Below are 22473 nucleotides of genomic sequence, written 5' to 3'. Positions count from 1 at the left end.
ATTGCGACGAAACCCCTGTTCAACAACAAGTTGACAGCAATCTTCAGCCTTATCAAATGCGAGGTCTTTGGCTCTCATTATGTGTCATGGTCATAATCGAATCCTTTCATCAGATCCTCATACACAAACCATTTGACACCCTCTGCGGTTAACCTCAAGACTGACGGCAGTAGAAAGGATTCACCCTTCTCTTATGCGGCACTTCTTATGATTATCGCGGGGGTTACTGCCACGATTATCCCAGCCAACGGGGTTATCAAAATTGGACTGCTCATTACGGGAATGCTTCTTCTTGGCCGTGTCGCCATTGTGCTCATGCCCAAGGGAACATTCACTCAACTAACTTCACGCAGGGCCGCTCTTGCAGGAATGTTCTTCTTAACTGGCAGCTATTTCGCGGCCAATGAACTTGTCAGTTTGACGGCGCACGACATCTATCGTGCCGGAGCGGATTCTCTCGGCCTTATTCTCACGGGCGGCGGCCTAGCATGGGCGGTCCTTGGTGTGCTGTGCGGGATGAAACCAGCTAACTCGGACCCGAACGTACCGGGCAAGGTCAACGATCGGCGTGACCTTGCTCGCCGCATCGTCAGCGGCGATCGGCGTTTTTACCTTCCTTAACTGGCAACCTATATCGCCGACTGCCATGTTCGTCGTTTTCTGGACCATTGCCGGAGTCGGTATGGGCTTAGCTTACCTTGATACATTGAATATTTTGTTTGAGGACCCAGCAACCCCAGACGGCGTCTCTATTGAGGAAATAGCGAGCTCATCGGTTATTGTAGAGTCGCTCTCCTCAACAATGTTCATTCCACTAACCACATCAATTGTTGGCATGGCATTTCATAGCGGGCAAGAACAGTCGGCGATGCCCTATGGAACGTCATGGGTAATTGTTGTTGCGCTAGCCTGCTGTGCGCTGATGTATCTCAGTCATGCTCGCCCCGCAGGTGCGCAATAGGAAAACCGCAACGTGTCCCACCTCGGCAAAAGGCTGTGATTCGGCTCTTCGCCAGTCTTTGTGGGCGGATTTGGGTAGGAAATCGCTGGTGGCACGGGGCTTGCGGTAGTGCTTTGTGGCAAAAAGAAAACGCCGTCCGCGAGGGGTCCCCTCGCACATCAAAGGAATACTGTGCAAGCTTTTGTGCGCCAACGGCACTACTGTCAAGGCCTTGTAGTTCGGCTGGACATACGATGCTTTGCGCGCTCGTCGCCCGTCAGGGAAGTGCTCGTCGAAGAAATCCTGCGACAGCCTCACAAACGAGTCGCGAACCGATCAGAATACGGCGCCGGCAGTGTACGATGTAACGGTAAGGAGTAGCCGTGAACGCGATCAAATTCACTAATCTTGCCGTCTATAAGCAGCCAGATGCGAACGAAATCCTTGTGGAGGACGGAAAGTTCAAGGCCATCGGCACCGATCTCGGCGAGGCAGACGAGACGGTTGATCTGGGCGGAAAGCTCATCGCACCACCGTACGTCGACTCGCATCTTCACCTTGATTACATTGGCACCGGGCGCGACGACGAGGCGGCGGATAACGTCTCAGGCACTCTGTTTGAGGGGATCGAGCGCTGGTCGCACATCAAGAAGAACCAGACTGTTGAGGACGTCAAGCGCCGGGCGCTGCGAGGTATCCGGGAAGAAATGATGCACGGCGTCCAGTACATCCGCACGCACATTGACGTGACGGATCCGGAGCTGACCGGCATGCGGGCGATGCTGGAGCTTCGCGAGCAACTCGCGGATCTGGTGACGATCCAGATTGTGTCCTTCCCGCAGGAGGGAATGCACAATTACCCGAATGGTGCAGAACTTGTGGAGGAAGGCCTGAAGATGGGGGCCGACGTCGTCGGTGGAATCCCGCATTCGGAGTGGGCGCGCCAGTACGGCGAGGAAACCATCCACAAGATCGTCGACCTCGCGCTGAAGTACGACAAGCTGATCGACGTGCACTGCGACGAGACGGACGATCCGATGTCCAGGTTCGTGGAGCTGCTCAACGCGCGCGTGCTCGCGGAAGGCTATGGTCCGCGAACGACGGCGTCGCACACCTGCTCGTTCGGTTCGGTAGACAACGCGTATGCCTTCCGCATGATGGGGCTGTTTAAGAAGTCCGGCATAAACTTCACGGCCCAGGGCACGGAGAATGCATACCTGCAAGGGCGTGCAGACACGTACCCGAAGCGCCGAGGATTGACGCGCGTCAAGGAGTTCCTTGAGGAGGGGATTAACGTATCGTGTGGGCAGGATTCGATTGTGGATCCGTGGTACCCTGCCGGTAACGGAAACCTGATGAACGTGCTGGACAACACGCTGCATCTGGCTCAGATCATGTCGTTCGACGAGATGGAAGTGGCGCTGGACCTCATCACGTACAACGGGGCAACGACGCTGTCTATCCAAGACATGTATGGGCTCGAGACGGGCAAGGATGCGAACTTCATCGTTCTCGACGCGCCTGACGCCCTCGAGGCGGTGCGCCAGCGAGCTCACGTGCTCCGCTCGGTGCGTAAGGGAGAGACGATCTTTGAACGGTCGATAACTGTGGAGCGTGACCTCGAGCTTCCTAGCATCTAGCAAGTGACTCATTGCGGCGGGCGCGCGGGCTTCAGACGACGACGATGCCCCCGCCCGCGGCCGATCACTCAACTGCCGTCAAGGATCGACACCCCGGGTGGGATCTGCAAACGCGTCACGCGACCACGTGGATCGAACCTAGGTGACCGGAATCGTTCGAGCCAATGTCCGATTCCCTATTCTTGAATTGGCTGGTGCCTTTTCAGCGCTTCGGGATCGCCGTAATGTGCAAGGCTCCGATCATTCTCCGTATCACGGCGCGCAGGTTGTTTTCTTCCGCGATCCTGTGGTTTCCGAGAATCAAATCTGCGAGGGTGACGAGGAAAGCCACAGCGACCAGAGTGCTAGCAGCCGCGAAAACCCAAAAGAACTGGCTCGATCCGACTGCGATGGTGGCCACGCCTCCCAGGAGGAACGATCCGATGCCCGTCCCGGAGTCGAAGGACGCATTCCAAATGGCTGAGGCTACCTCATTCCTATCCTTCGATAGCCGACCGAACATCAACAGAAGCGCCTCGTTTTGAACTATCCCAAAGCCGGCCCCGTAGGCGATCAGCGCAAAGAACAGAAGCCAGCCGCTGGCACCCGTAATCAGTATCGCGGCGATTCCGGCAAGCCCGATTGCAGAGGTAAGAGAAGCCCACACGATCAGGCGGCCAGCGCCTTTTGCGTCGGCGAAAATCCCTGCGGCATAACGACATATCATCTGAGCCAGCCCTACCACGGACAGACCCAGGCTTGCGATCAGCGCGGCCCGCTCAATTCCCACATGTGTGACGGCAGGAGCGAGGAAAGCCGAAATGCCGCCAAACCCCATCGCGGTGAAGCACATCGCGGCGGCAGGAACCGCGACTAGTTTCCAGGTTGGCACCCGCGCCGAGGAGATCTTCTGGCTGTGTTTCTTGGGCGGTTCGATGTGGGGAATTCTGGTGGCGAGAAACGTTCCGGCTAGGCCAAGAACGGTCGCGATTATGTAGACGGGGGCGTAACTGCCAACTGACGACGCTACCACCAGACCGAGCGGAAGCATCACCAGCTCGCCGAGCCCAACCATCGCCCCAAGCGTCCCAGAAGCCCTGCCGAGAAGTTTGAGCGGTACCAGAGACGCAACCAGGGCAGACTCAGCGACGCATAGTGTGCCGAAACCGATACCGCGCAGTGCCGCAACCGCGAAAACGGCGGGCGCGCTCATAGTGAAAATGTGGATCAGGCTCGGGATGCCCAGCAGCACGCCAGAGAATGCCATCGTCGGCACATAGCCGAAACGGCGGATTATTCTCGGAGTCTGAGTCTGAGCAATAACGGTGACCCCCATGAATACGCCGGTGGATGCGCCAGCCAAACCCGCCGAGCCGCCGCTCTCGATGATCGCCTGCGGGATGACCGGAAGCAACAACGCCCAGCAGCCAAACGCCGCGAAAATAGCAACCATGACGTTCGTGAAGCCCGGATAGCTCCACACATTCTTGTTCATAGGGGTCTGTTCATTCACAAAGCACAATGATAGTTGCCGATGGTATGGCTGCGTCCGGTGGCTGCGTCCGGTCGTGTGGCGTATCTGGGATCCGGATTGGCTGCGCGCAGGCAGGGGGCGGGCCGGCGCCTACTCGGCGAAGGCGGAACTCGAGGCCGCAAAGCAGTCGAAGGCACTCGCCGATGCGGCCCTCGAGAAGGCGGAAAACGGCGTCGAGACGCAGAAAGATGCCGTCAAGACGGCAACCGAAGAGCGCGACGCGGCGCAGAAGGCCTACGACACGGCAGTGGAGGGCGCCGCGGCCAAATCGGAGGAGACTGCGGCGCTGAAGGCCGATGTCGCCAAGAAGCAGCAAGCAGCCGACGACGCCGCTACTGCGGCCACCAGCGCCGCCAAGGCTGTCGAGGAACATAACACGAGCCTTGCTAAGGCCGAGGCGGCGCTTGCGCAGGCCATGGATGAGCGCGATCCGTTGATGGCGCCGGCGAAGGCATACGAGCAAGCGGCGGCCGCGGTGCAGGCGGCTCGTGCGGCGCTGCTCAAGGCGCAGGACGCGCTCGCTGCGTACAAGGCCAAGACCGAAGGTGAGGATCCGAACGGCCAGGGCGAGAAGCCGGGCGCCGGCGACCAGGGGGCCGACGGTCAACCTGGCACGGCTAGTGACAAGCCCGCCAACAAGGCCCCTCACGGCAAGCAGCCCGCGCAGGTCTCCAAGCCTGACAAGAACAACAAGTCTGGGACGCTGGCCAACACGGGCGCGGCGGTCGCCCCGTTGGCGCTCGCGGGCCTGTCCCTTGTTGCTGTGGGCGCGGCGTTGACCGATCGTCGCAGAAAGAACAGCTAGAAGAATTCGAGTCGGGCCGGGCTATCACGGATGTGGTAGCCCGGCCCGCTTGGCACAATCGCGGTCGGGGAGAACACTCGCCGCGTCAGCAGGCGCCTGCCCGGTCCCGGCGGTTCCCTCATCGTGGGGCCCTCTTTTCGGGGAGCTCTGGGACTCGTTCGTGTCGCCCGCGGCCCGAGAACAGATCGCGCGGCGCCTAGCAGTTTGCGCACCGGCCGCTCTCTCGTGATCCTTTGTGGAGCCGGCCTATAGCCGGGTGGCTTCCTCGCGATTGCTCACCCTACCGGGGGCGTCTTTTCCGAGTGTGTTTCTTCCGGGTCTGGTTCTTGCGCACTTTTACGATCATGTGGAGGAGATATTCGACGCCGGGTGAGGCCGGTTGATGCCAGGCCACGTGGAGTGGGATCTGGGCGATCGGGGAGATCGGACCCGCCGAAAGGCTTTGTGGGATCTCCAAAGCGTAGTCCTCGGGAACCAAAGCATAGGCTTCACCGGTAGTGAGCAGGTAAGAATAGGCCCCTGAGACTCGTAGGCCGGCGTGTGAGACTTCCGGATCGATTCCGGAACCGTGCAATAGACCAACCAAATAGTCGTAGTAGCGCGGGCTGTTCTCCCGCGGCCAGATCAATAGTTTCCGATCGCGCAAGCTTGCTATTTCTACCGGAGTATCGGTGCGGTATCGTCCCTGCGCGGAAACGACCCAAATGGCGTCGTGACCAATCGTTGCGACGCGGGCTCCAGGCGGGGCTTCCACGAAGTGTCCGACTACCACATCCGCTTCGTCCCGCATCAGGAGTTTCTCCAATCCGCCGGTCTCCACTTCCCGTAGTTCCACGGAGACTGAAGGACCGCCGGTTCTTGCGTCGCGATCGAGGGCGGCTAGCACCGCGGGCGCTAACCGGTTGACCATGCTGGGAGAAACTCCGAACCGGACCGTTTCAGCCGCCACTTGTGAGCTGGCCAGATCCGCCAGTTTTTCGGCTTCGCGGAGGACTAATTCGGCCTGGTCTAGCAGGGCTTTTCCGGCGGCAGTGAGTCTCGATCCTGCGCGGGAACGCTCGAAAAGAACCACGCCGAGTGCCCGCTCCAAATTGCGGACGTCGTTGCTGACAGTTGGTTGCGATACGCCCAAGATATCTGCGGCCTTACCGAAGTGCTGGGTTTGGGCAAGAACCGTGAAGGTGCGGAGTTGATTCAGCGTGTACTTCATAAGGCTTTCCTATCAGAAAATAGCCAAATCGGTCTGGTTCCAGCATCAATTCTCTCATTAGATGGGAAGTAAGAGATCCCTCCAATCATGTAAAGGAAAGAACATGGCCTCCATCAAAGTTGCTGACTCCATCGTTGAAGCGCTAGCCGCCGGCAAGCCGGTCGTCGCCCTCGAATCGACCATTTTCACCCACGGCCTGCCCCGCCCCCGTAACTACGAAGTGGCGATTCAAGGCGAAGAAGCGATTCGCGCGCTCGGCGCCATCCCGGCCACCATCGGCGTCTACAAGGGCGTCCCCACGGTGGGTCTGAGCCCGGAACAGATCAAGGAACTGAGTGAGGACGACGACGTCTTCAAGGCTTCCATTCGAGACCTCGCTCTTGGCGCGGTATCGAAGAAGAACGGTGGTACCACCATTGCGGCCACCACGTTCCTGGCCTACAAGGCCGGCATTAAGGTCTTTGCTACCGGCGGCCTTGGCGGCGTACACCACGGCGCTTCAGAGAACTTTGACGAGTCCGCCGATCTGGTCGCGCTTGCCAAGTATCCGATCGTGCTCGTCAGCTCGGGAGCCAAGGCCGTCTTGGACATTCACGCCACGCTGGAACGCTTCGAAACCCTTTCGGTTCCGGTCGTCGGCTACCAGACGAATAACTACCCGGGCTTCTATGTCACCGATTCCGGATTCAAACTGGGCAACCGCGTGGACTCTCCCGAAGAGGTCGCCACTATCTACAACGTCATGCGTGATATGGGCCTTTCGGAGGCCATCTGCGTGGGCAACCCGGTCCCCGAAGATGAGCAGCTCGATCCGAAGGGCTTGGACGTTGTGATCGAGAAGGCCTGGCAGGCTCTCGAAGATCAGAAGGTGGAGGGTCAGGCGGTGACGCCGTTCCTGCTCGAGTTCATCCGGCAGGAGACGAAGGACGCCAGCTTGGATGCCAACGTGGCCCTGTACTTTAACAACGCCCGCCTGGCCGCCAAGATCGCAACCGCCCTTGTCTCCTAAGAAGACTGATGTGTCATGTTAGGTGTTATAGGAGATATTGTTCAGGATGTGGTGGTCTGGTTACAGGAGCCGGTTCGTCCGGCTACTGACACTCGGTCCGAGATCACCATGACTCGCGGAGGGTCGGCCGCGAATGTGGCCGCCTTCGCGGGCACGCGCTATCCCACCCGATTCATTGGTTGCGTCGGTGACGATCTGGCAGGGGTCACGCTCACGCGGGAAATGGAAAGCCATGACGTGGACGTGCGCTGCCAGGTAGCTGATTCCACCGGAATGATCGTGGTGCTCATCAACGACCAAGGCGAGAGGAACATGTTCCCGTCCCGTGGAGCATCTGGCCAGTTGCGTTCAATTGACCCGCAATGGCTCGACGGGATCGAATTACTGCATATTACCGGCTACTCCTTGCAGGGCGACCCCACCGCCGCGTCGGTGATTGAAGCGGCACAGACTGTCAAAGCCCAAGGCAAAATGCTCTCCTTTGACGTTTCTTCCACGGGCATGATCGATTTCTTTGGTATCGACAGGTTCAAAGATCTCATGCGCGAGCTGCGCCCCGATTTCGTTTCCGCCAATGAAGACGAAACAAAATACATGGATCTGGCCAACGGCGACGAACCGGGAGACTTCCTTGCTGATTTGCCGGGCACGACACTCCTCGCCCGGGCCGGCAAGGACGCCACGAAGGTGTTTACCGAGGGCAAGCTGCACGCCGTCGTGCCGGTACGTCCTGTAAAGAATCCGCGCGATATGACGGGAGCTGGCGACGCGTTCAACGCCGGATTCCTTGCCTCATACTTGCGTCACCGCGATGTGGTGCGGGCTACCGAAGACGGCCACGCACTCGCCCGCCGAGTGCTCTATTCGCCGGGGGCAACCGAGCCCCGCGAGGGCGAACTCACAGAAGACAACTAAGAACACAGATGTCGGCGGGCGGGACCACACACCGATGGGCCCGCCCGCCCCCGTATATTCCAGCTAGCTCAACGAGGAGCATCCAATGAATACCTCAACTTCCAGAAGGGCCGAGAATAGCCTCCCAAGCGTCCCGGTTCTCATGACTGCGCTCATCTGCGCGATCTTCGCCTTCCAGCTCAATGCCTCCATGCTTTCTCCCGCGCTGGTGACCATGGAACATCAGCTCGGAGTCGATGCGAGCCAAATCGGGCTCACCCAGACGGCATTCTTCGCCGCTGCCGCCCTGTTCTCCCTATTCCTTCCCCGCTGGGGTGATCTGATTGGCCGGCGCCGCATCATGCTGTGGATGCTCACGATCACCGCGATCGGCTGCATCATTTCTGGCCTTTCCGCCTATGTGGGCGGGGTAACCATGCTGGCGGTCGGTCGCGTCGTACAAGGCGTGGCCGGGCCGATCGTTCCCATGGCACTGATTATGCTGCACGTCCAGGTTCCTGATAACCGCCAATATGCCAAACTGATGGCCGTTCTGACCGCGGTCAACGGCGGGATCGCGGGCGTGGATGCGATGGCCGGTGGCTGGCTTGCAGAGCATTGTGGCTTCCAGTCCGTATTCTTCACGATGGCCGTGGTGTGCGTGATCGCCGTCGTCGCCATTAGCTTCGGCACTGTGGAATCGCGCGGCGACGAACGAGTGCCCATGGATTGGAAGGGTACGTTCCCACTGGTTGTTGTGCTGGGCGCGCTATACTTCGCCTTCAACGAGGCTGGCAAGCTGGCAGAAGCGAACTGGCTGGTGTTTGCGGGCCTGATCGTGGTGGCAATTGTTGCCTTCGCAGTCTTCTGGAGTGTCGAAAACAGGGTGGCGCACCCGCTGGTCACCACCACGTATTTGAAGCAACGCCGCACCTGGGCGCTCCTCGGCACCACTCTGCTGACCATGACCGGCGTATTCGCCGTGATGAACGGCCTCGTGCCGAGTCTGGCGCAGGACGGTGGCGTGGGCCCGGGTATCAGCGCCGCCGAGGTATCATTCTGGACGCTCTCGCCGTATGCGATTGCGGGTCTGCTCATGGGCCCCGTGAGTGGGCAACTCGCTTCCCGTTTTGGATTCAAGCGGGTCCTGCAGGCCGGCTTGATTCTCACCAGCGCACTGCTCCTCTTTACCGTTTTCGTTGCCGACCGGCCGTCGCGCCTGCTGTTGCTACTCATCTGCATCGCAGTGGGTATTGCCTATGCGGGCATGGTCAACATCATGCTCAACGGTTTGGGCGTGGTGCTCAGCCCGGCCGATAACCAGGGGTACCTTCCGGGCATGAACTCCGGCGCTTTCAATCTGGGTGCCGGATTGAGTTTCGCGATCCTTTACGCCATCAACACCTTCGTTGGCCAGAGCGCGGGGGTGCTCGCCGGTTACCGGTGGGCAATCGCGGGCGGGGCGTTCCTTGTGCTGTGCTCGCTCGCCTTCTCCACACTCATTCCGCGGCCCGACGACGTAAGCGACACGGCCTCGACCCACGCCTAACCGGAATCCTGGCGCCGGTACGGGATTATCCCGGCGCTAGCGCCGTGGAAACCCTTGTAAAGGTCACCGGAGGCCGTCGGCCAAGACTCAGTGGCAGGACTCCTCGCGGGCCAGACCGATATCAGACTCCGCAGTCCACCGTATCGGTTCAGCCCGCGGGGAGCCTTTGCTGGAGAAGAAGTGGGCTAAGGACACGGGCGAGGTGCGGCTGCGCCGTCCCCACGAGTGGCGCGTTTGCTTTCGGCGGCCTGGCCAATCTGAGTAGAATCACTAGCTAGTCAACAGCGTGTTCATATGCGCAAGATGCTAGCCGATCCTGGCATTGAGGCGGTGTAGCGTGTCGTCACTAAAAGCGCCCCAGCTACCCGCTCCTTGTTATCGCATACGACGCCGAGCGCGCGCATCGTCCACGGAAACTCAAGGAGGAGCCGCCACCCAGTGAACGGCCCTAGATACTCCTTCAACACCTGGTTGCTGAGCTGACCTCAGCCCAGCATCAGAACCTCAGTGCGCGGTAGCGAACTACCTACGAATAGTAACTAGCGCCGGGCCAAACCGTGTCTGTCGGGTTGAGGTGTGCGGGGCAGTTCAGCTCCCCACAGTCTGTATCGCCCTGAACAACCAGACCGAGCCCCCGGGTCCTCCCGCAGGGCCCGGCTGCCCGTGCAGCGGCGGGAAACACTTAGTGCTCTGCTTTGTCCTCCGTTGGTATTACTTGCTGGTCTGGGGTGAAAGCGCAGGTATCGAAAAGCGCCGCAAGCGCACCTTCATAGCTATTGACCGCCACATATCGTTCGCCGTGTGGGCCGGCGGTAACTTCATTCCACAGGGCCCACCTTTGTTCGTCGATATTCAAGCTCATCCTGGCGAAGAAGCGATCAAGCTTGAATAACACCACAAAGCCCGGCGCCAGCCGTGACGACGACGCTTGTTCGCACTCTTCGATACGGCCGTCGCCGGGTTCCACTGTGGTGGGTTCTAGCGGGCGCAGAAGTGCCAGTGTAACCAGGATCGCGCTTCCGAGGACCGCCAAAAGACGAAACGCTACCCAGGTGACCGCGAGCGCCGGATGCGACGGGTTGTACGACGTCGTGAGCACTTTCGCGAGGGCGATACATTCGAACAAGAAAATGACGCACAGGTGCCGCACGTTAAATGCCGAGTCGTTGAGGCGCACTCCTTGAACGGTCACAAAGGCGAAAGCGGCATAGCCGAGCGCGGCCACGACGAGCGCCGCGAAGAGTTGACCAGCCGAATGCAGCGCCCACGCGGATTCGGACGTGCGAAGGAAGCCTGGCCCCTCCCACAGGAAGAATCCCACGCAGGCGACGGCCAGAAGGCTATACAGGACTCGCCGAGGCAGACCGCAGGGAACGAGCACGGCTGACCGTAATCGCGTGTCTTTCGCTAACACGTCGGCTTGCTGAGGCGGTGTCGTGTTGCGACGACGACGGGCGAGCGAGCCGCCAGCGGCAAGCGCGTTGTGCGGAGAGGTTGAACGCAGGCGGAGAATCGGGTTGGCGGCGGCGCGAGCATACGTGCGGCCAAGGTAGCCACGCATCGGACCACGCCCGCGCAGGCCCTTGACGAACGAGCAGATGACCGCGAAGCCGAGTATTGAGCTGAGCGCGATTCCCCACGTGTTGTTGAGCCAGCCCTGCTGGATCGTTGGGTTCGGCGTAGCAGTTCCGGTCAGGGGAGTGAAGGTGAGGGTCTCAGCGATATAGCCGCAGGCCAGGGCCCCGACGATCGTGAGCGTGAGGCTGATGGCGATGCTGCTGGTTTGTTCGCCCAGCTTGTCGCCGCGCCTGACGGTGCGGATGACCTCCGCGATCAGGCTCGCGCATACCATACACACGAGAACAAAGACGGCCATGATCGCCAGGAGAATCCCGAAGCTATAGCCCCAGCTGCTGAGGGCATCGACGGCGCCCTCCGATCCAACTGCGCCACCAATATTGGCCCCGAAATGGCTGGCGATCATGGCCGCCCCCAGGACAAGGAGTGCGGCTCCCGCCGTGTAGAAATACTCGGCGCGGGCGGGCGGGTGGAGTTCGTATTCAATGGAACGACGCAGGTGTTCGTATTCGGCGCGCGTGATCTGGATGCGGGGTACCTTCGAGAGCTGAACGGTCAGGTCCGTTCGCTGGATTTCGATCCGAAAGAACCAGCAGGCGAGGGCGGCGAGGATGGCGCTGATCGGATCGCCGGCGACGGCGCCGATAATTGCGCAATACAGAAACATGCCGGCAATGTAATAGGCGAAGAGGTGCATCTGGCGGATGGCCACCCACGAGATGGCGGTTTTGTTGCCAGCCGGATCGGCCGCGTCAACAGATTTGCTGAGGGCGTCGTTCAGGGAGCGCATGGCGACGGCGACGGCGATACCCAGGCTGATCATGACGGCGAGAGCGCGGTGCAGCACCGGCGTGGTGCCGTCCATCTCTGCGAGAGGCAACCAGCGGGGGTCAAAAGGCTGGCCAAGAGGATCGAACAGCTTGAGGAAGTTATCCGCCCATTCCTGGCTGCGCCCGAAACTGCGCGCCAGGGCCGCATACACTCCGCTGAGCAGGACGAAGGATACGCCCGCGGAAGCCACAATTCGAAGGGTGACGGCCACACCCGATTGGCGTGCGGCCGCCAATCTTTCGTTGGCCGCCTCGTTGAACTGCGCCCCTTGGTCTTCTGCCGTGTTCTTATCTGCGCTCATGGAAGTATCCTAGAAACTGCGCGCTCTCAGAACCCAGCCCGTCGGTCATTCTTCGGTCTTGATGGTCGTGAACTTGCGCATAGCGAGCTTCCGCCAGCATGAGTCTATCCGGCCGCAGAATCCCATCTCCAGGGGAGTACGGCAACAGCGGTTGCCACTCGATTGTGGTGACTTATCGATTAAGTGCCTCCTCACCAATGCCTTACCGCGGGCGTCACTTTGCCTGATAACGCTCATGCTGGCGTCTTGCGACAGTGGGCGGCGTTGGATCATTCTCGCTGTGCGTCGATGTGTTTTTCTAGAGCCTTAGCCGCGCTTGAAAGGACTTCACTCGCAACTGTCAGTTCTTGTTCTGAAAAACCATCGAGAGATTCGAGAATGGCCTGTGATATTGGCAAGAAAATGTCTCTGGCTTCTTGAAGGGCGGTGGCGGTCGGTAAGACGTTGACAATTCGCCTATCTATCGTGGAGCGCATTCTTTGAGCGTGGCCCCTGGACTCCAACCTGTCTACGAGTGACGTGGCTGAAGGCGCCGATATTCCCAGCGCCCTGGCTATCGACGACGTGGTCACATCCTTACCGTTGGCGAAGTTTCGTTGAAGTATTGACAGTGTTCGCATGTCGGTTCTATGGATATGCTTCCCCGCCGCTCCTATGTCAATCGCCTGCTCGGCAATTTCGCTGAATCTTCGTAGGGCATCGACCACCACATATTTCGTTTCCTGATGGGGCGAGATCTTCTGCATATCAAAGATACTAACAGTAGTTAGATTGTAAAATAGTTTGACTATCTAAGTATCTGTTATGTTGGTTCCATGAAGACAATCAGAATCCTGATCGCCCTGGCTTGCATCGGCATATGGCTCGTGGCCAGTGGATTGGGTGGGCCCACCTTCGGCACGATATCCGAAGTGAGCTCTAACGACAGATCCACTTTTCTCCCGGCTAGCTCCGAATCGACTAAGGCCGCTAAGAAAGCTGAAGAGTTTACGGATTCTTCCCAGGTGCCAGCAATCGTTGTGGCCTCGGCCGATCAACAGTTCGCGGACAAGGATGTAGCTGACCTCGCGATAGTTGCCGAGAGGCTAAAGGAAATTGAAGGGGTTGACGAGGTCGTCGGCCCAATTCCATCTCATGACAGCAAGGCGGTTGAGTACATCACGCTCATCAATGCCGAAAGCGTCAATACGGTTGATGTGGCGAATCAGATTCGCAGCGTGATAGCAGACGACTCCGATTCTGTTTTCGGGGCTGAGAATCTCAAGAGTCTAGAATTTCATCTCACGGGTCCAGCCGGTTTTGCGGCGGATCTTTCTGAAGCCTTCTCCGGCATTGACAGCATGCTTCTTCTGGTTACGCTGTCTGTAGTTTTCGTTATTCTGATCCTTGTCTACCGCTCAATCCTGCTCCCTATACTCGTTCTCCTCACCGCAATGGCTGGATTGTGTGGAGCGATCATCGCCATCTACTATCTCGCGAAATGGGACGTGATCGCGCTCAATGGGATGTCCCAAGGAATCGCGTCGATTCTTGTGATTGGAGCAACCACAGATTACTCCCTTTTGCTGGTCGCGCGTCACAAAGAAGAGCTACACACCAACAAGTCCGTCTTCGACGCCATGAAAAAGGCGGTACGTGGATCGTTCTCTGCGATTACCGCTTCTGCCTTGACAGTTGTGCTCGCCTTGCTGTGCCTTCTCGCCTCCGACTTGGAGTCCAACAGCTCTCTTGGGCCAATCGCGGCCATCGGCATCACGTTTGCGTGGGCAGCGGCTCTCACCATGTTGCCAGCGCTACTGTATCTGTTCGGCAGGGCGGCATACTGGCCTTCCGAAGTCCGTTACCAGGGCGAGGTAGCAACCAGTGGAGAAGATGAGCACGGTGTTTGGTCGAAGATCTCAAACTGGGTAGGCCACAGGCCTCGGGCGGTATGGCTCTGCACCCTTGTCCTGCTAGCTGTGGGTGCTGCTTGGCTGCCCACCCTCAAGGCTGACGGCCTTGCCAATTCCGAGTGGGTGATTGGCAATACGGATTCCAAGATGGGCCAGCGACTGCTCAACGAGCATTTCGACGCCGGTTCTGGTTCTCCGACAACGATTGTTGTCTCGCAGGGCAAGGCTGATGAGGTTCTTCGTGTGGTCAAGGGGATCGACGGCGTCGCGACTGCTACTCTGACCTCTTCGAGCGGCGCCCCTGCCGGCGTTGCGCCGATGGATGAACCGGCAAAGGTCGTCAACGGTGATGTTTTGATGCAAGCAACGCTAGAGGTAGAAGCCGATTCCACCGAGGCCGAGGACATCGTTACCCAGATCCGAGATCAGGTCAGGAGTATCGATGACTCAGCTTTAGTCGGCGGCACGACAGCCACGGCAATCGATACCAACGATTCTGCCAGGCGCGACCTCCAAGTCATCATCCCCCTGGTCCTTGTCGTGGTGCTGGTCATCCTGATGGTTTTGCTACGCGCAGTTCTGCTTCCCATCCTGCTCATTGTTGCAACAGTTGTCAGCTTTGGGACTGCCATGGGGGTATCTGCTCTGGTGTTTAACCACGTATTCAAGTTCGACGGAGCCGACCCTAGCGTCCCGCTTTACGGATTCGTATTCTTGGTCGCGTTGGGAATCGACTACACGATATTCCTGATGGCCAGAGCCAGGCAGAACACTCCGAGCATGGGGACTCGCAAGGCAGTTCTGCATTCTTTGGCTGTGACCGGTGGGGTGATCACCTCGGCTGGAATCGTGCTGGCTGCAACCTTCGCGGCGCTTGCAGTGGTTCCTCTGGTCATGATGGCGCAAACAGCGTTTATCGTGGCATTCGGTGTGCTGGTTGACACCCTGATAGTGAGGACGCTCCTGATCCCTGGACTGGTGCTGGATATCGGACCAAACGTCTGGTGGCCATTCAGGAAGAAAGCAGAGGCCATTAGCGCATCGCACCAAGTGGCGGACGGCGCCCGATGGTGACGGGCACCAGCCGACGACTGACCTCGCTCGCGACGTCGGCCACCGGATCTGTAAAGCCAGCTAACGGATCCATGTGCAGGATCGGGTCGCCCTGGTTGTGGTTCTCGAGCGCGGTGGAGATCATGAGCTTGATTCGGTTGAGCTGGTTAACCTCCGAGGCGCCCGGGTCGTAATCGATTCCCACGATGTTGGCTTGCGGGTACTTCTCGCGAAGCGGGTGGAACATGCCCTTGCCGATCACGTGGTTGGGCAGGCAGGCGAAGGGCTGGGCACAGATGATGTTGGGGCAGCCGTTCTCGATCATGTCCATCATGTCGGCGGTCAAGTACCAGCCCTCGCCTGCCTGGTTACCCAATGAGGCGATCTCCTGAACCTTCTCCATGAGCTCACGCACCGTGGCGCCGGCCTCGAAGCGCTCCGAGGCCGCGAGCAGTTTCCGCATCGGCTTCTCGTATTGCTCCAGCGCCCACAACCCGAACTTCGAGGCCCAGCGGGTGACGTTCGTGCCCTTGCCGATGGTGGCGCGGTTCCAGTCGGCCGTGATGAAACCCTGCTGGAAGAACTGCGACAGCGCGGGGAGGACGGCCTCGCACCCCTCAGTGTTAGGAACGTGCTTTTTGAAGCAGGGTGGTGACGATCGTGAAGCGGTGTGGTGACGATCGTGAAGCACTTTCGGTGGGCTGATAACTATTTCTACTAGCACGTGACAATCCGGTTGCGTGCTTGTTAGAAAGGACGTCAGCCGTGACTGATTACCGGTTGATTATCAAGCTCCTGCTTCAGGGGCTCTCGTATCGGCAGATACAACAACGCTGTGGTGCTGCTCAGGCCACGATTGCCAAAGCGCGCAAAGCCATTGATTCCCATGGCATCACCAGTGAACTTTTAGAGTCGTTAGACGATTCGGCGATTACTGATCTCATTGGTGATGGTCGACTCGTAGTCGCTGATGACTTCGTTGGTATCGATTTCGATGTTGTGATCAAAGCTCGTACCGGCAGGAACAAGACTCCACTGCGAGTGCTGTGGTCGACCTATCTTGACCAACCAGCACCACGTGGTCTGAAGTTCTATAGCTATGAGCGCTTCCGCCAGCTGGTGGCTGCCCATGTTGCCACCCAAGGCGTGACCGCACTGATTGTGCACCAGCCGGGCCATACCATGCAGGTGGATTGGGCGGGGTCGACCATGGCAGTTGTTGATCCGATTACGGCTAAACGCAGCAAGATCCATATCTTTGTTGCTTCACTGCCGTATTCAGGAATGGTCTTTGCCCATGGCTTCATTGATGAAAAACAACCCTCGTGGCTGGAAGGGCACCGCTTGGCCTTCGAGTATTTCGGTGGCGTTACTGAGGTGGTTGTTCCTGATAATGCGTCTACGGCATCGAATCAGATTGCCAAAGGTGAACGCGCACGACGAGTCAACGCGAAGTATGAGGAATTTCTCGAGCACTACAACACTGCTGCTCTTCCAACTAATCCTGTTCGCCCACGTGAAAAAGGCAATGTGGAATCTGGAGTCAAGATTGTAACCAACTGGGTGATTCGCAAACTTGCCGATGTGGTCTTTGCCAGCCTTGACGACCTTAATGACGCGGTTGCCGGACAGGTTGAGGCGATTAATCATCGCCGCCCGTTTCGCAATCAGCAACGTAGCCGCCAGGATATCTTCGAAGAACTCGAATCTGACGAACTAGGTAATCTTCCTGCAACAGGGTGGGTAGATACCGTGTGGAAGAAGTCGAAAGTCACTCCTGACTGGCATATCACGATCAATACCGTGAAATACTCGGTGCCTTACCAGCTGGTGGGACGAAGTGTTGATGTGCGTATCCGTGGGCAGATCCTTGATGTCTTTGCCGATGGCCAAGCTCAGGCTCGTCACCAGGTCAGTGTCCAACGCGGTGCCTATGTCACCGATGTTGAACACGCTCCGCCGGGGATGGCCCAGGCTAGGAACCTATGGACACCGTCGTACTTTGTGACCCAAGCATCCCGGATTGGGCCGTATACCCGGCAAGCTGTTGAAGCGTTGTTGGCATCGAAAAAGATTACAGCCCAAGGCTTTCAACCAGCCCGCAACATCATCAAGCTAGGTAAAGCTACAGAGAATAAACTAATTCTCGAGCAAGCATGCCAGCGCCTTCTAGGAGATGAAGGCCACCGCCAACGAGCTATTAGCTACACCGCGGTCAAGAACATGATGGCAGTCATCCGCCATGAACAATCCACACGGCCAACCGCCCCGCCCACGCGGGAATCTGCACCAGCAACTCCATCACAGCCAGCACCGTCATCGCGTTCCCAATCACGCGGCATGCTCGGCGGGCGTGAGCAATTCTCACTGAGTGCTTTGATGAAAGAAGGAGACAACTAATGACTTTTTCTACCGCACCACGTCAGCATCTAGACGACACGTGGATGGAAACCTTCACCAAGCTACGCATGACTGCCTTTGGCCAGACCGTTATCAGTATGGCCAATGACAGTGCCTTTGATGAGTGGACGTTTTCAGACAAGATCATCTTCGCTGTAGAAAAAGAGGTTGCAGCTCGAGCAGAGCGACGATTTGCAAAACTGCTCAAGGCATCAATGACACCCCTGCCCGATGCTTGTGCTGCTGATATCCGTCACACACCAAAGCGCAACCTCACCCGTGAGTTAACTAGCCGGCTAGCGCATTGTCAATGGATAGAACACGCCAGCAACGTCGTTATCCTGGGCAAATCATCAGTCGGAAAGACCTATCTAGCCTGCGCTCTCTTACACGAAGCATGTAAGCGGGACTATTCAGCCAAGTTCTTCCGAACCGCAGACCTAGCCGACCAACTGGCCGTACTCGACCGCAGCGATCCCGCACGGTTGAAATTCATCAACCAGATAGTTGGCTGTGACCTGCTCGTCCTCGATGACTTTCTCACCACTCCAATTAGTGGTGAAACCGCCAACGAGCTGTTCAATCTTCTAGCAGCACGAGAAGGCAGAGGATCGACCATGGTCACTTCCCAATTCGCCCCAGAAGACTGGTACGAATCAATGCCTGATCGAGTCGTGGCTGAATCCCTACTCAACCGCCTTGTCGGCGGGGCAGAAATCGTCAACGTCGACGGACCGAACATGAGGCTGGCACCAACAGTGTCCTAGTCCTCAGCAATAACTAAGCGCGTGGGTGACAACCGCTTCACAATCGTCACCCACGCGCTTCACGATGCTCACCATCGCGCTTCACGATCGTCACCACACCGCTTCATTTTCCACGCTCGCAACACCCTCAGCCTCGATCGTGCCGACGGCGTCGTTGTTGGCGTCCGGGTGGTATTGGACGAGGATCTCGCCGACCATCCCCACCCGCGGCTTGCGCGGGATGTCCTGGAGGGGGACTGAGTCGAACTCGGCCACGATGGCACGCAGTAGGGCGTGGAAGCCGATCTTCCTCCCCAACGTGGGGCAGTAGCCCCCGTTCTCGAAAAACTCCCGCGATACCCGGTCCCATTTGTCGTACAGGGCGGCCACGTTGCCGTCGATCTGGTAGGGGCGCGTGCGGAGCACCACCTTTTGCAGCAGGTCGCCCACCGTCATCGCCTGGATGAAGCGGTGCAGCATCGGGGCGGTGAGGCTGAAACCCGGGTTGTCCTCCAAGCCCTGCAGGGACGCGGCGATGACGGGCACCTGCGGGTAGCCGGCGTCGCGCAAACCCTTGCGTAGCAGGCCCGCGTAGTTGGTGGCCCGGCACATGCCACCCGTCTGGGTGATCATGACGGCCGTGCGGTCCGGATCCTCCGAACCCTCGATGAAGCGCGCGAGCAGCTGGCCGATGACGACGAGCGCCGGGTAGCAGGCGTCGTTGTTGACGTACTTGAGGCCAACCTCGATATCCTCCTTGCTGGTGCGCTCAAGCAGCTTGACGTTGTATCCCGCGCGGCGCAGCACCGGCGTGAAGAGCCGGAAGTGGATCGGCGCCATCTGCGGGGCGAGGATCGTGTAGCCGGCGTCCTTCATCTCCCGGGTGAAGGCCACCGCGGGGGTGACGTGCGTGGGCCGCTTGGCGTCGTCGGTGTTCAGGTGGCCGGGGGCGAGGTGGGTGGGGACCTCCTCGTGCTCAAGCGGGCGACTCTCGCGCTCGCCGATGGCGGCCGTGAGCGACCGCAGTCGGATCTTGGCCGCACCGAGGTTGGAGACCTCGTCAATCTTGAGCGAGGTGTAAATGTCGTCCTTGGCTTCGAGGATCTCCTGAACCTGGTCGGCCGTGATGGCGTCAAGGCCGCAGCCGAAGGAGACGAGCTGGACTAGCGAGATCGCCGGATCCTCGGCAGTCGTCTCGGCTGCTTCGTAGAGGCGGGAGTGGAAGGCCCACTGGTCGCGCACGCGCAACGGTCGCTCGAGGTTGCCCAACGCCAGGGCATCCTCGGTGAGGACCGCGGCGCCCAGCCCGATAATGACCTCGGGGATGCCGTGGTTGATCTCCGGGTCGAGGTGGTAGGGGCGTCCGGCCAGCACGATCGCGCGAATCCTGTGCTGGCGCACGTAGGCAAGCGCCTCCTCGCCTTTGGCTCGCACGTCCTCATGGAAGGCCTCCATCTCCTTCCAGCCCTCCTCGCACGCGGCTTGAGCCTCGGCTTGACTCACGCCGTCGGCGGCGAAGACCTCGGCCAGGCGCTTGGGCAGTAGTTGGCGGTCTGCAAGCGAGAGGAAGGGCGAGATAAATTCGGCCTTCTCCTGCGCGATGCGCCCCATGTTGTTGCGCAGCGCCTCGGGGTAGGTGGCCACGATCGGGCAGTTGTACGAATCGTCCGCGCCCTCGAAGGCCTTCTCGTTATAGGACACGCACGGGTAGAAGATTCGTTTGACTCCCTTATCCAGCAGGGACTCGATGTGGCCGTGGGCGAGTTTGGCCGGATAGCACACGTTCTCCGACGGGATCGACTCCATGCCCTTCTCGAACAGGTCGTGGTTCGAGCGACCCGAGAGGATGACGCGGAAGTGGAGCTTAGAAAGCACAGTGAACCAGAAAGGGTAGTCCTCGTACATGTTGAGCACCCGCGGGATGCCGATGTCGCCGCGGGTGGCGGCCGCCTCGGTCAGGCGGCGGTAACCGAAGACGCGCTTGTACTTCCAGTCATACATGTTCGGGATCGGCGACTTTTTCGGCACCCGCTCCAGGCTCGCCCCGCGCTCACAGCGGTTGCCGCTTACGTGGCGCTCCCCGGTGGAGAACGTGGAGATTGTCATCTGGCAGTGGTTTTGGCACAGGCGGCATGTCTTCATTGACGTCTCCACCGTCAGGCTCTCGAGCTCTTCCACCGTCAGCAGGCTGGTCAGCCGCTCGGGGCTACGGCCCTCTGCCTCGGCGTTGCGCGCCGCTAGGTCGGGGTCGAAGTGGCTCTTCGCGGTCAGGGCCGCGCCGAAAGCCCCCATCAGGCCCGCGATCCTAGGTCGGATGACCTCGCGGTGCGTGAGTAGCTCGAAGGCGCGCAAAACGGCGTCGTTGAGGAAGGTGCCACCCTGGACCACCACCTTGTCACCCAGATCCGAGGGATCCTTGAGCTTGATGACCTTGTACAGGGCGTTGCGCACCACAGAGTAGGACAGGCCGGCGGAGATGTCGCCCACGTTCGCGCCGTCCTTCTGCGCCTGTTTGACGGAGGAGTTCATGAACACCGTGCAGCGCGTGCCCAGATCCACGGGCGCGCTCGCCTGCGTGGCGAGCTTGGCAAAGGAGGCGATGTCGGTGTTCATCGTGGCCGCGAAGGTTTGCAGGAAGGAGCCGCAACCGGAGGAGCAGGCCTCGTTGACGGAGATGGAATCCACCAGCCCGTCGCGGATCTTGAGGTACTTCATGTCCTGGCCGCCGATGTCGATGACGGAAGAAACCCCGGGGGCGATGTGGTTCGCAGCCCGGTAGTGTGCCATCGTCTCCACCTCGCCCTCATCCACGCCGAGGGCGCTTTGCACGATCCCCTCGCCGTAGCCGGTGGAGCACGAGCGCACGATGCGTGCGCCCTGGGGAAGCTCGTCGTGGATGCGCGCCACGATCTCGATGGCGGCTGCCACCGGGTCCCCTTCATTGGATGCGTAGTGGGTGAAGACGATCCGATCCTCAGAATCGATGACGGCGGCCTTGATCGTGGTCGAGCCGGCGTCGATGCCGAGGAAGAGATCCCCGCTCGCCTGCTCGGTGGGGATGACCTCGATGGCGTCCTTGGCGTGACGCTCGTCGAAGGCTGCCCGTTCGGCGTCGTCGATGAAGAGCGGGCGCATCCGCATGGTTGTTTCGCCAAGCGAGTCGGCCTCGCGGAGCCTGTCGCCCATCCGTCCGATCGGGGCGGCCGGGGTGTCCTCCTTGCCGGCCAGTAGTGAGGCGCCGAGGGCTACGTAGAGTTGGGCGTCGGGCGGGGTGATGAACTCGTCGGCGCCGGAGAGGATCCGCTCGTAAGCGGCGCGAAGCTCGGGCAGGAAGTGGAGTGGGCCGCCGAGGAAGAGCACGGTTCCGCGGATCGGGCGCCCGTTGGCCAAACCCGCCACGGTCTGGGTGGCCACCGATTGGAAGATGGAGGCGGCCAGGTCCTCGTGGGCCGCGCCCTGGTTGATGAGGGGCTGGAGGTCGGACTTGGCGAATACGCCGCAGCGAGAGGCGACGGGGTAAAGGCGCTCGTAGCGGGACGCCAGCTTGTTCAGGCCGGGGGCGTCGGTGTGCAGGAGGGTGGCCATCTGATCGATGAACGCGCCCGTCCCGCCGGCACACGTGCCGTTCATTCGTTGCTCGGGGGTGGGGTGGAGGTAGGTGAGCTTGGCGTCCTCGCCGCCCAGCTCGATAACGACGTCGGCCTGCGGGTAGAACGTTCGGGTGGCCTGGGTGCCGGCGATGACCTCCTGGACGAAGGGGACCTCAAGAATCTGGGAGACGGCGAGCCCGCCGGAGCCGGTAATCGCGGCCTTCACCCGCAGGGCGGGGAACTGCTCGGCGATGTCGTCGAGCAGGCGGGCGAGTTCGGTACGCACATCCGCGTGGTGGCGGCGGTAGTCCGCGAAGAGGGTTTCGTCGTCACGCCGGAGGACGGCCTTAACGGTGGTCGAGCCGACGTCAATCCCGAGCGTCGCGTCGTGTGTCGCTGTCCCGTAGTCTGCCTGCACCATGGTCTCTCTTCCTGATGAAGGGGCAACTGTGCCCACCACTAGTGAGCGTAGGGCCCCTCAAGAGAATTTTCTACAGCAATGAAATTAGGGAACTGCGGGGG

16 protein-coding genes are annotated in these 22473 nt (G+C 59.6%); 10 read left to right on the top strand and 6 right to left on the bottom strand.

Annotation, left to right across the window (positions count from 1 at the left end):
• Nucleotides 1-132 precede the first annotated feature (132 nt).
• The 3 genes from J2S45_RS07330 (at nucleotide 133) to J2S45_RS07320 (ending at nucleotide 2580) form a co-directional block, all read left to right on the top strand.
• Complete coding sequence (locus tag J2S45_RS07330) at nucleotides 133-621, top strand: hypothetical protein (RefSeq protein ID WP_307634998.1); 489 nt, start codon at nucleotides 133-135, stop codon at nucleotides 619-621.
• On the top strand, nucleotides 569-961 hold the full coding sequence (locus J2S45_RS07325) for a hypothetical protein (protein ID WP_307634997.1): 393 nt from the start codon (nucleotides 569-571) through the stop codon (nucleotides 959-961). Before J2S45_RS07330 ends, J2S45_RS07325 begins: the two co-directional genes overlap by 53 nt.
• Before the next feature lie 362 nt (nucleotides 962-1323).
• On the top strand, nucleotides 1324-2580 hold the full coding sequence (locus J2S45_RS07320; protein WP_307634996.1) for an amidohydrolase family protein: 1257 nt from the start codon (nucleotides 1324-1326) through the stop codon (nucleotides 2578-2580).
• A 202-nt stretch (nucleotides 2581-2782) separates the two neighbouring features.
• Here J2S45_RS07320 and J2S45_RS07315 read toward each other — a convergent pair whose 3' ends face one another.
• Entirely contained in the window at nucleotides 2783-4072 is a 1290-nt protein-coding gene (locus J2S45_RS07315; protein ID WP_307634995.1) for an MFS transporter, read from the bottom strand.
• Between the two features lie 55 nt (nucleotides 4073-4127).
• Here J2S45_RS07315 and J2S45_RS07310 point away from each other — a divergent pair, with 55 nt between their 5' ends.
• The gene (locus J2S45_RS07310) at nucleotides 4128-4898 is read left to right on the top strand and encodes an LPXTG cell wall anchor domain-containing protein (protein ID WP_307634994.1); all 771 of its coding nucleotides are present in this window, start codon (nucleotides 4128-4130) and stop codon (nucleotides 4896-4898) included.
• 280 nt (nucleotides 4899-5178) lie between these two features.
• Here the strand turns inward: J2S45_RS07310 and J2S45_RS07305 are convergent, their stop codons facing one another.
• Nucleotides 5179-6108 (bottom strand): LysR family transcriptional regulator, encoded by a 930-nt coding sequence (locus tag J2S45_RS07305; RefSeq protein ID WP_296930430.1) that lies wholly within the window; start codon nucleotides 6106-6108, stop codon nucleotides 5179-5181.
• Nucleotides 6109-6211: 103 nt separating this feature from the next.
• On the opposite strand from J2S45_RS07305, the gene J2S45_RS07300 reads away from it, so the two are divergent.
• The 3 genes from J2S45_RS07300 (at nucleotide 6212) to uriT (ending at nucleotide 9560) form a co-directional block, all read left to right on the top strand.
• A complete protein-coding gene (locus J2S45_RS07300) occupies nucleotides 6212-7117 on the top strand; it encodes a pseudouridine-5'-phosphate glycosidase (RefSeq protein WP_307634993.1) in 906 nt (301 codons plus the stop codon).
• A 15-nt stretch (nucleotides 7118-7132) separates the two neighbouring features.
• Complete coding sequence (locus J2S45_RS07295) at nucleotides 7133-8032, top strand: carbohydrate kinase family protein (protein WP_307634992.1); 900 nt, start codon at nucleotides 7133-7135, stop codon at nucleotides 8030-8032.
• Between the two features lie 85 nt (nucleotides 8033-8117).
• The gene (uriT, locus tag J2S45_RS07290; protein ID WP_456126036.1) at nucleotides 8118-9560 is read left to right on the top strand and encodes a uridine transporter UriT; all 1443 of its coding nucleotides are present in this window, start codon (nucleotides 8118-8120) and stop codon (nucleotides 9558-9560) included.
• A gap of 682 nt (nucleotides 9561-10242) precedes the next feature.
• Here the strand turns inward: uriT and J2S45_RS07285 are convergent.
• Nucleotides 10243-12270: a hypothetical protein gene (locus J2S45_RS07285; RefSeq protein ID WP_307634990.1), complete on the bottom strand. Its 2028-nt coding sequence runs from the start codon at nucleotides 12268-12270 to the stop codon at nucleotides 10243-10245.
• Nucleotides 12271-12539: 269 nt separating this feature from the next.
• Nucleotides 12540-13016: a MarR family winged helix-turn-helix transcriptional regulator gene (locus J2S45_RS07280; RefSeq protein ID WP_307634989.1), complete on the bottom strand. Its 477-nt coding sequence runs from the start codon at nucleotides 13014-13016 to the stop codon at nucleotides 12540-12542.
• A gap of 69 nt (nucleotides 13017-13085) precedes the next feature.
• Between J2S45_RS07280 and J2S45_RS07275 the strand changes: the two genes are divergently transcribed.
• Complete coding sequence (locus tag J2S45_RS07275) at nucleotides 13086-15236, top strand: MMPL family transporter (RefSeq protein ID WP_307634988.1); 2151 nt, start codon at nucleotides 13086-13088, stop codon at nucleotides 15234-15236.
• Here the strand turns inward: J2S45_RS07275 and J2S45_RS07270 are convergent.
• Nucleotides 15196-15939 (bottom strand): hypothetical protein, encoded by a 744-nt coding sequence (locus tag J2S45_RS07270; RefSeq protein WP_307634987.1) that lies wholly within the window; start codon nucleotides 15937-15939, stop codon nucleotides 15196-15198. The genes J2S45_RS07275 and J2S45_RS07270 overlap by 41 nt on opposite strands.
• A gap of 41 nt (nucleotides 15940-15980) precedes the next feature.
• Between J2S45_RS07270 and istA the strand changes: the two genes are divergently transcribed.
• Together istA and J2S45_RS07260 are read left to right on the top strand one after the other, a co-directional pair.
• A complete protein-coding gene (gene istA / locus J2S45_RS07265) occupies nucleotides 15981-17615 on the top strand; it encodes an IS21 family transposase (RefSeq protein WP_307634289.1) in 1635 nt (544 codons plus the stop codon).
• Nucleotides 17615-18382 (top strand): ATP-binding protein, encoded by a 768-nt coding sequence (locus tag J2S45_RS07260; protein WP_307634288.1) that lies wholly within the window; start codon nucleotides 17615-17617, stop codon nucleotides 18380-18382. Before istA ends, J2S45_RS07260 begins: the two co-directional genes overlap by 1 nt.
• A gap of 90 nt (nucleotides 18383-18472) precedes the next feature.
• On the opposite strand, the gene J2S45_RS07255 is transcribed toward J2S45_RS07260, so the two are convergent.
• Complete coding sequence (locus J2S45_RS07255) at nucleotides 18473-22372, bottom strand: acyl-CoA dehydratase activase-related protein (RefSeq protein ID WP_307634986.1); 3900 nt, start codon at nucleotides 22370-22372, stop codon at nucleotides 18473-18475.
• Between the last annotated feature and the right edge of the window lie 101 nt (nucleotides 22373-22473).

It is taken from the genome of Trueperella abortisuis (assembly GCF_030811095.1).
In the GTDB taxonomy this organism is placed as follows: domain Bacteria; phylum Actinomycetota; class Actinomycetes; order Actinomycetales; family Actinomycetaceae; genus Trueperella; species Trueperella abortisuis.
This window is presented reverse-complemented; position numbering and strand designations above follow the sequence as displayed.

What these genes read in the sequence shown, in the direction of transcription:
- uriT (WP_456126036.1), top strand. Translation starts at nt 8,118, where the DNA reads ATGAATACCTCAACTTCCAGAAGGGCCGAGAATAGCCTCCCAAGCGTC.
- J2S45_RS07285 (WP_307634990.1), bottom strand. Translation starts at nt 12,270, where the DNA reads ATGAGCGCAGATAAGAACACGGCAGAAGACCAAGGGGCGCAGTTCAAC.
- J2S45_RS07300 (WP_307634993.1), top strand. Translation starts at nt 6,212, where the DNA reads ATGGCCTCCATCAAAGTTGCTGACTCCATCGTTGAAGCGCTAGCCGCC.
- J2S45_RS07275 (WP_307634988.1), top strand. Translation starts at nt 13,086, where the DNA reads ATGAAGACAATCAGAATCCTGATCGCCCTGGCTTGCATCGGCATATGG.
- J2S45_RS07305 (WP_296930430.1), bottom strand. Translation starts at nt 6,108, where the DNA reads ATGAAGTACACGCTGAATCAACTCCGCACCTTCACGGTTCTTGCCCAA.
- J2S45_RS07260 (WP_307634288.1), top strand. Translation starts at nt 17,615, where the DNA reads ATGACTTTTTCTACCGCACCACGTCAGCATCTAGACGACACGTGGATG.
- J2S45_RS07255 (WP_307634986.1), bottom strand. Translation starts at nt 22,372, where the DNA reads ATGGTGCAGGCAGACTACGGGACAGCGACACACGACGCGACGCTCGGG.
- J2S45_RS07280 (WP_307634989.1), bottom strand. Translation starts at nt 13,016, where the DNA reads ATGCAGAAGATCTCGCCCCATCAGGAAACGAAATATGTGGTGGTCGAT.
- J2S45_RS07295 (WP_307634992.1), top strand. Translation starts at nt 7,133, where the DNA reads ATGTTAGGTGTTATAGGAGATATTGTTCAGGATGTGGTGGTCTGGTTA.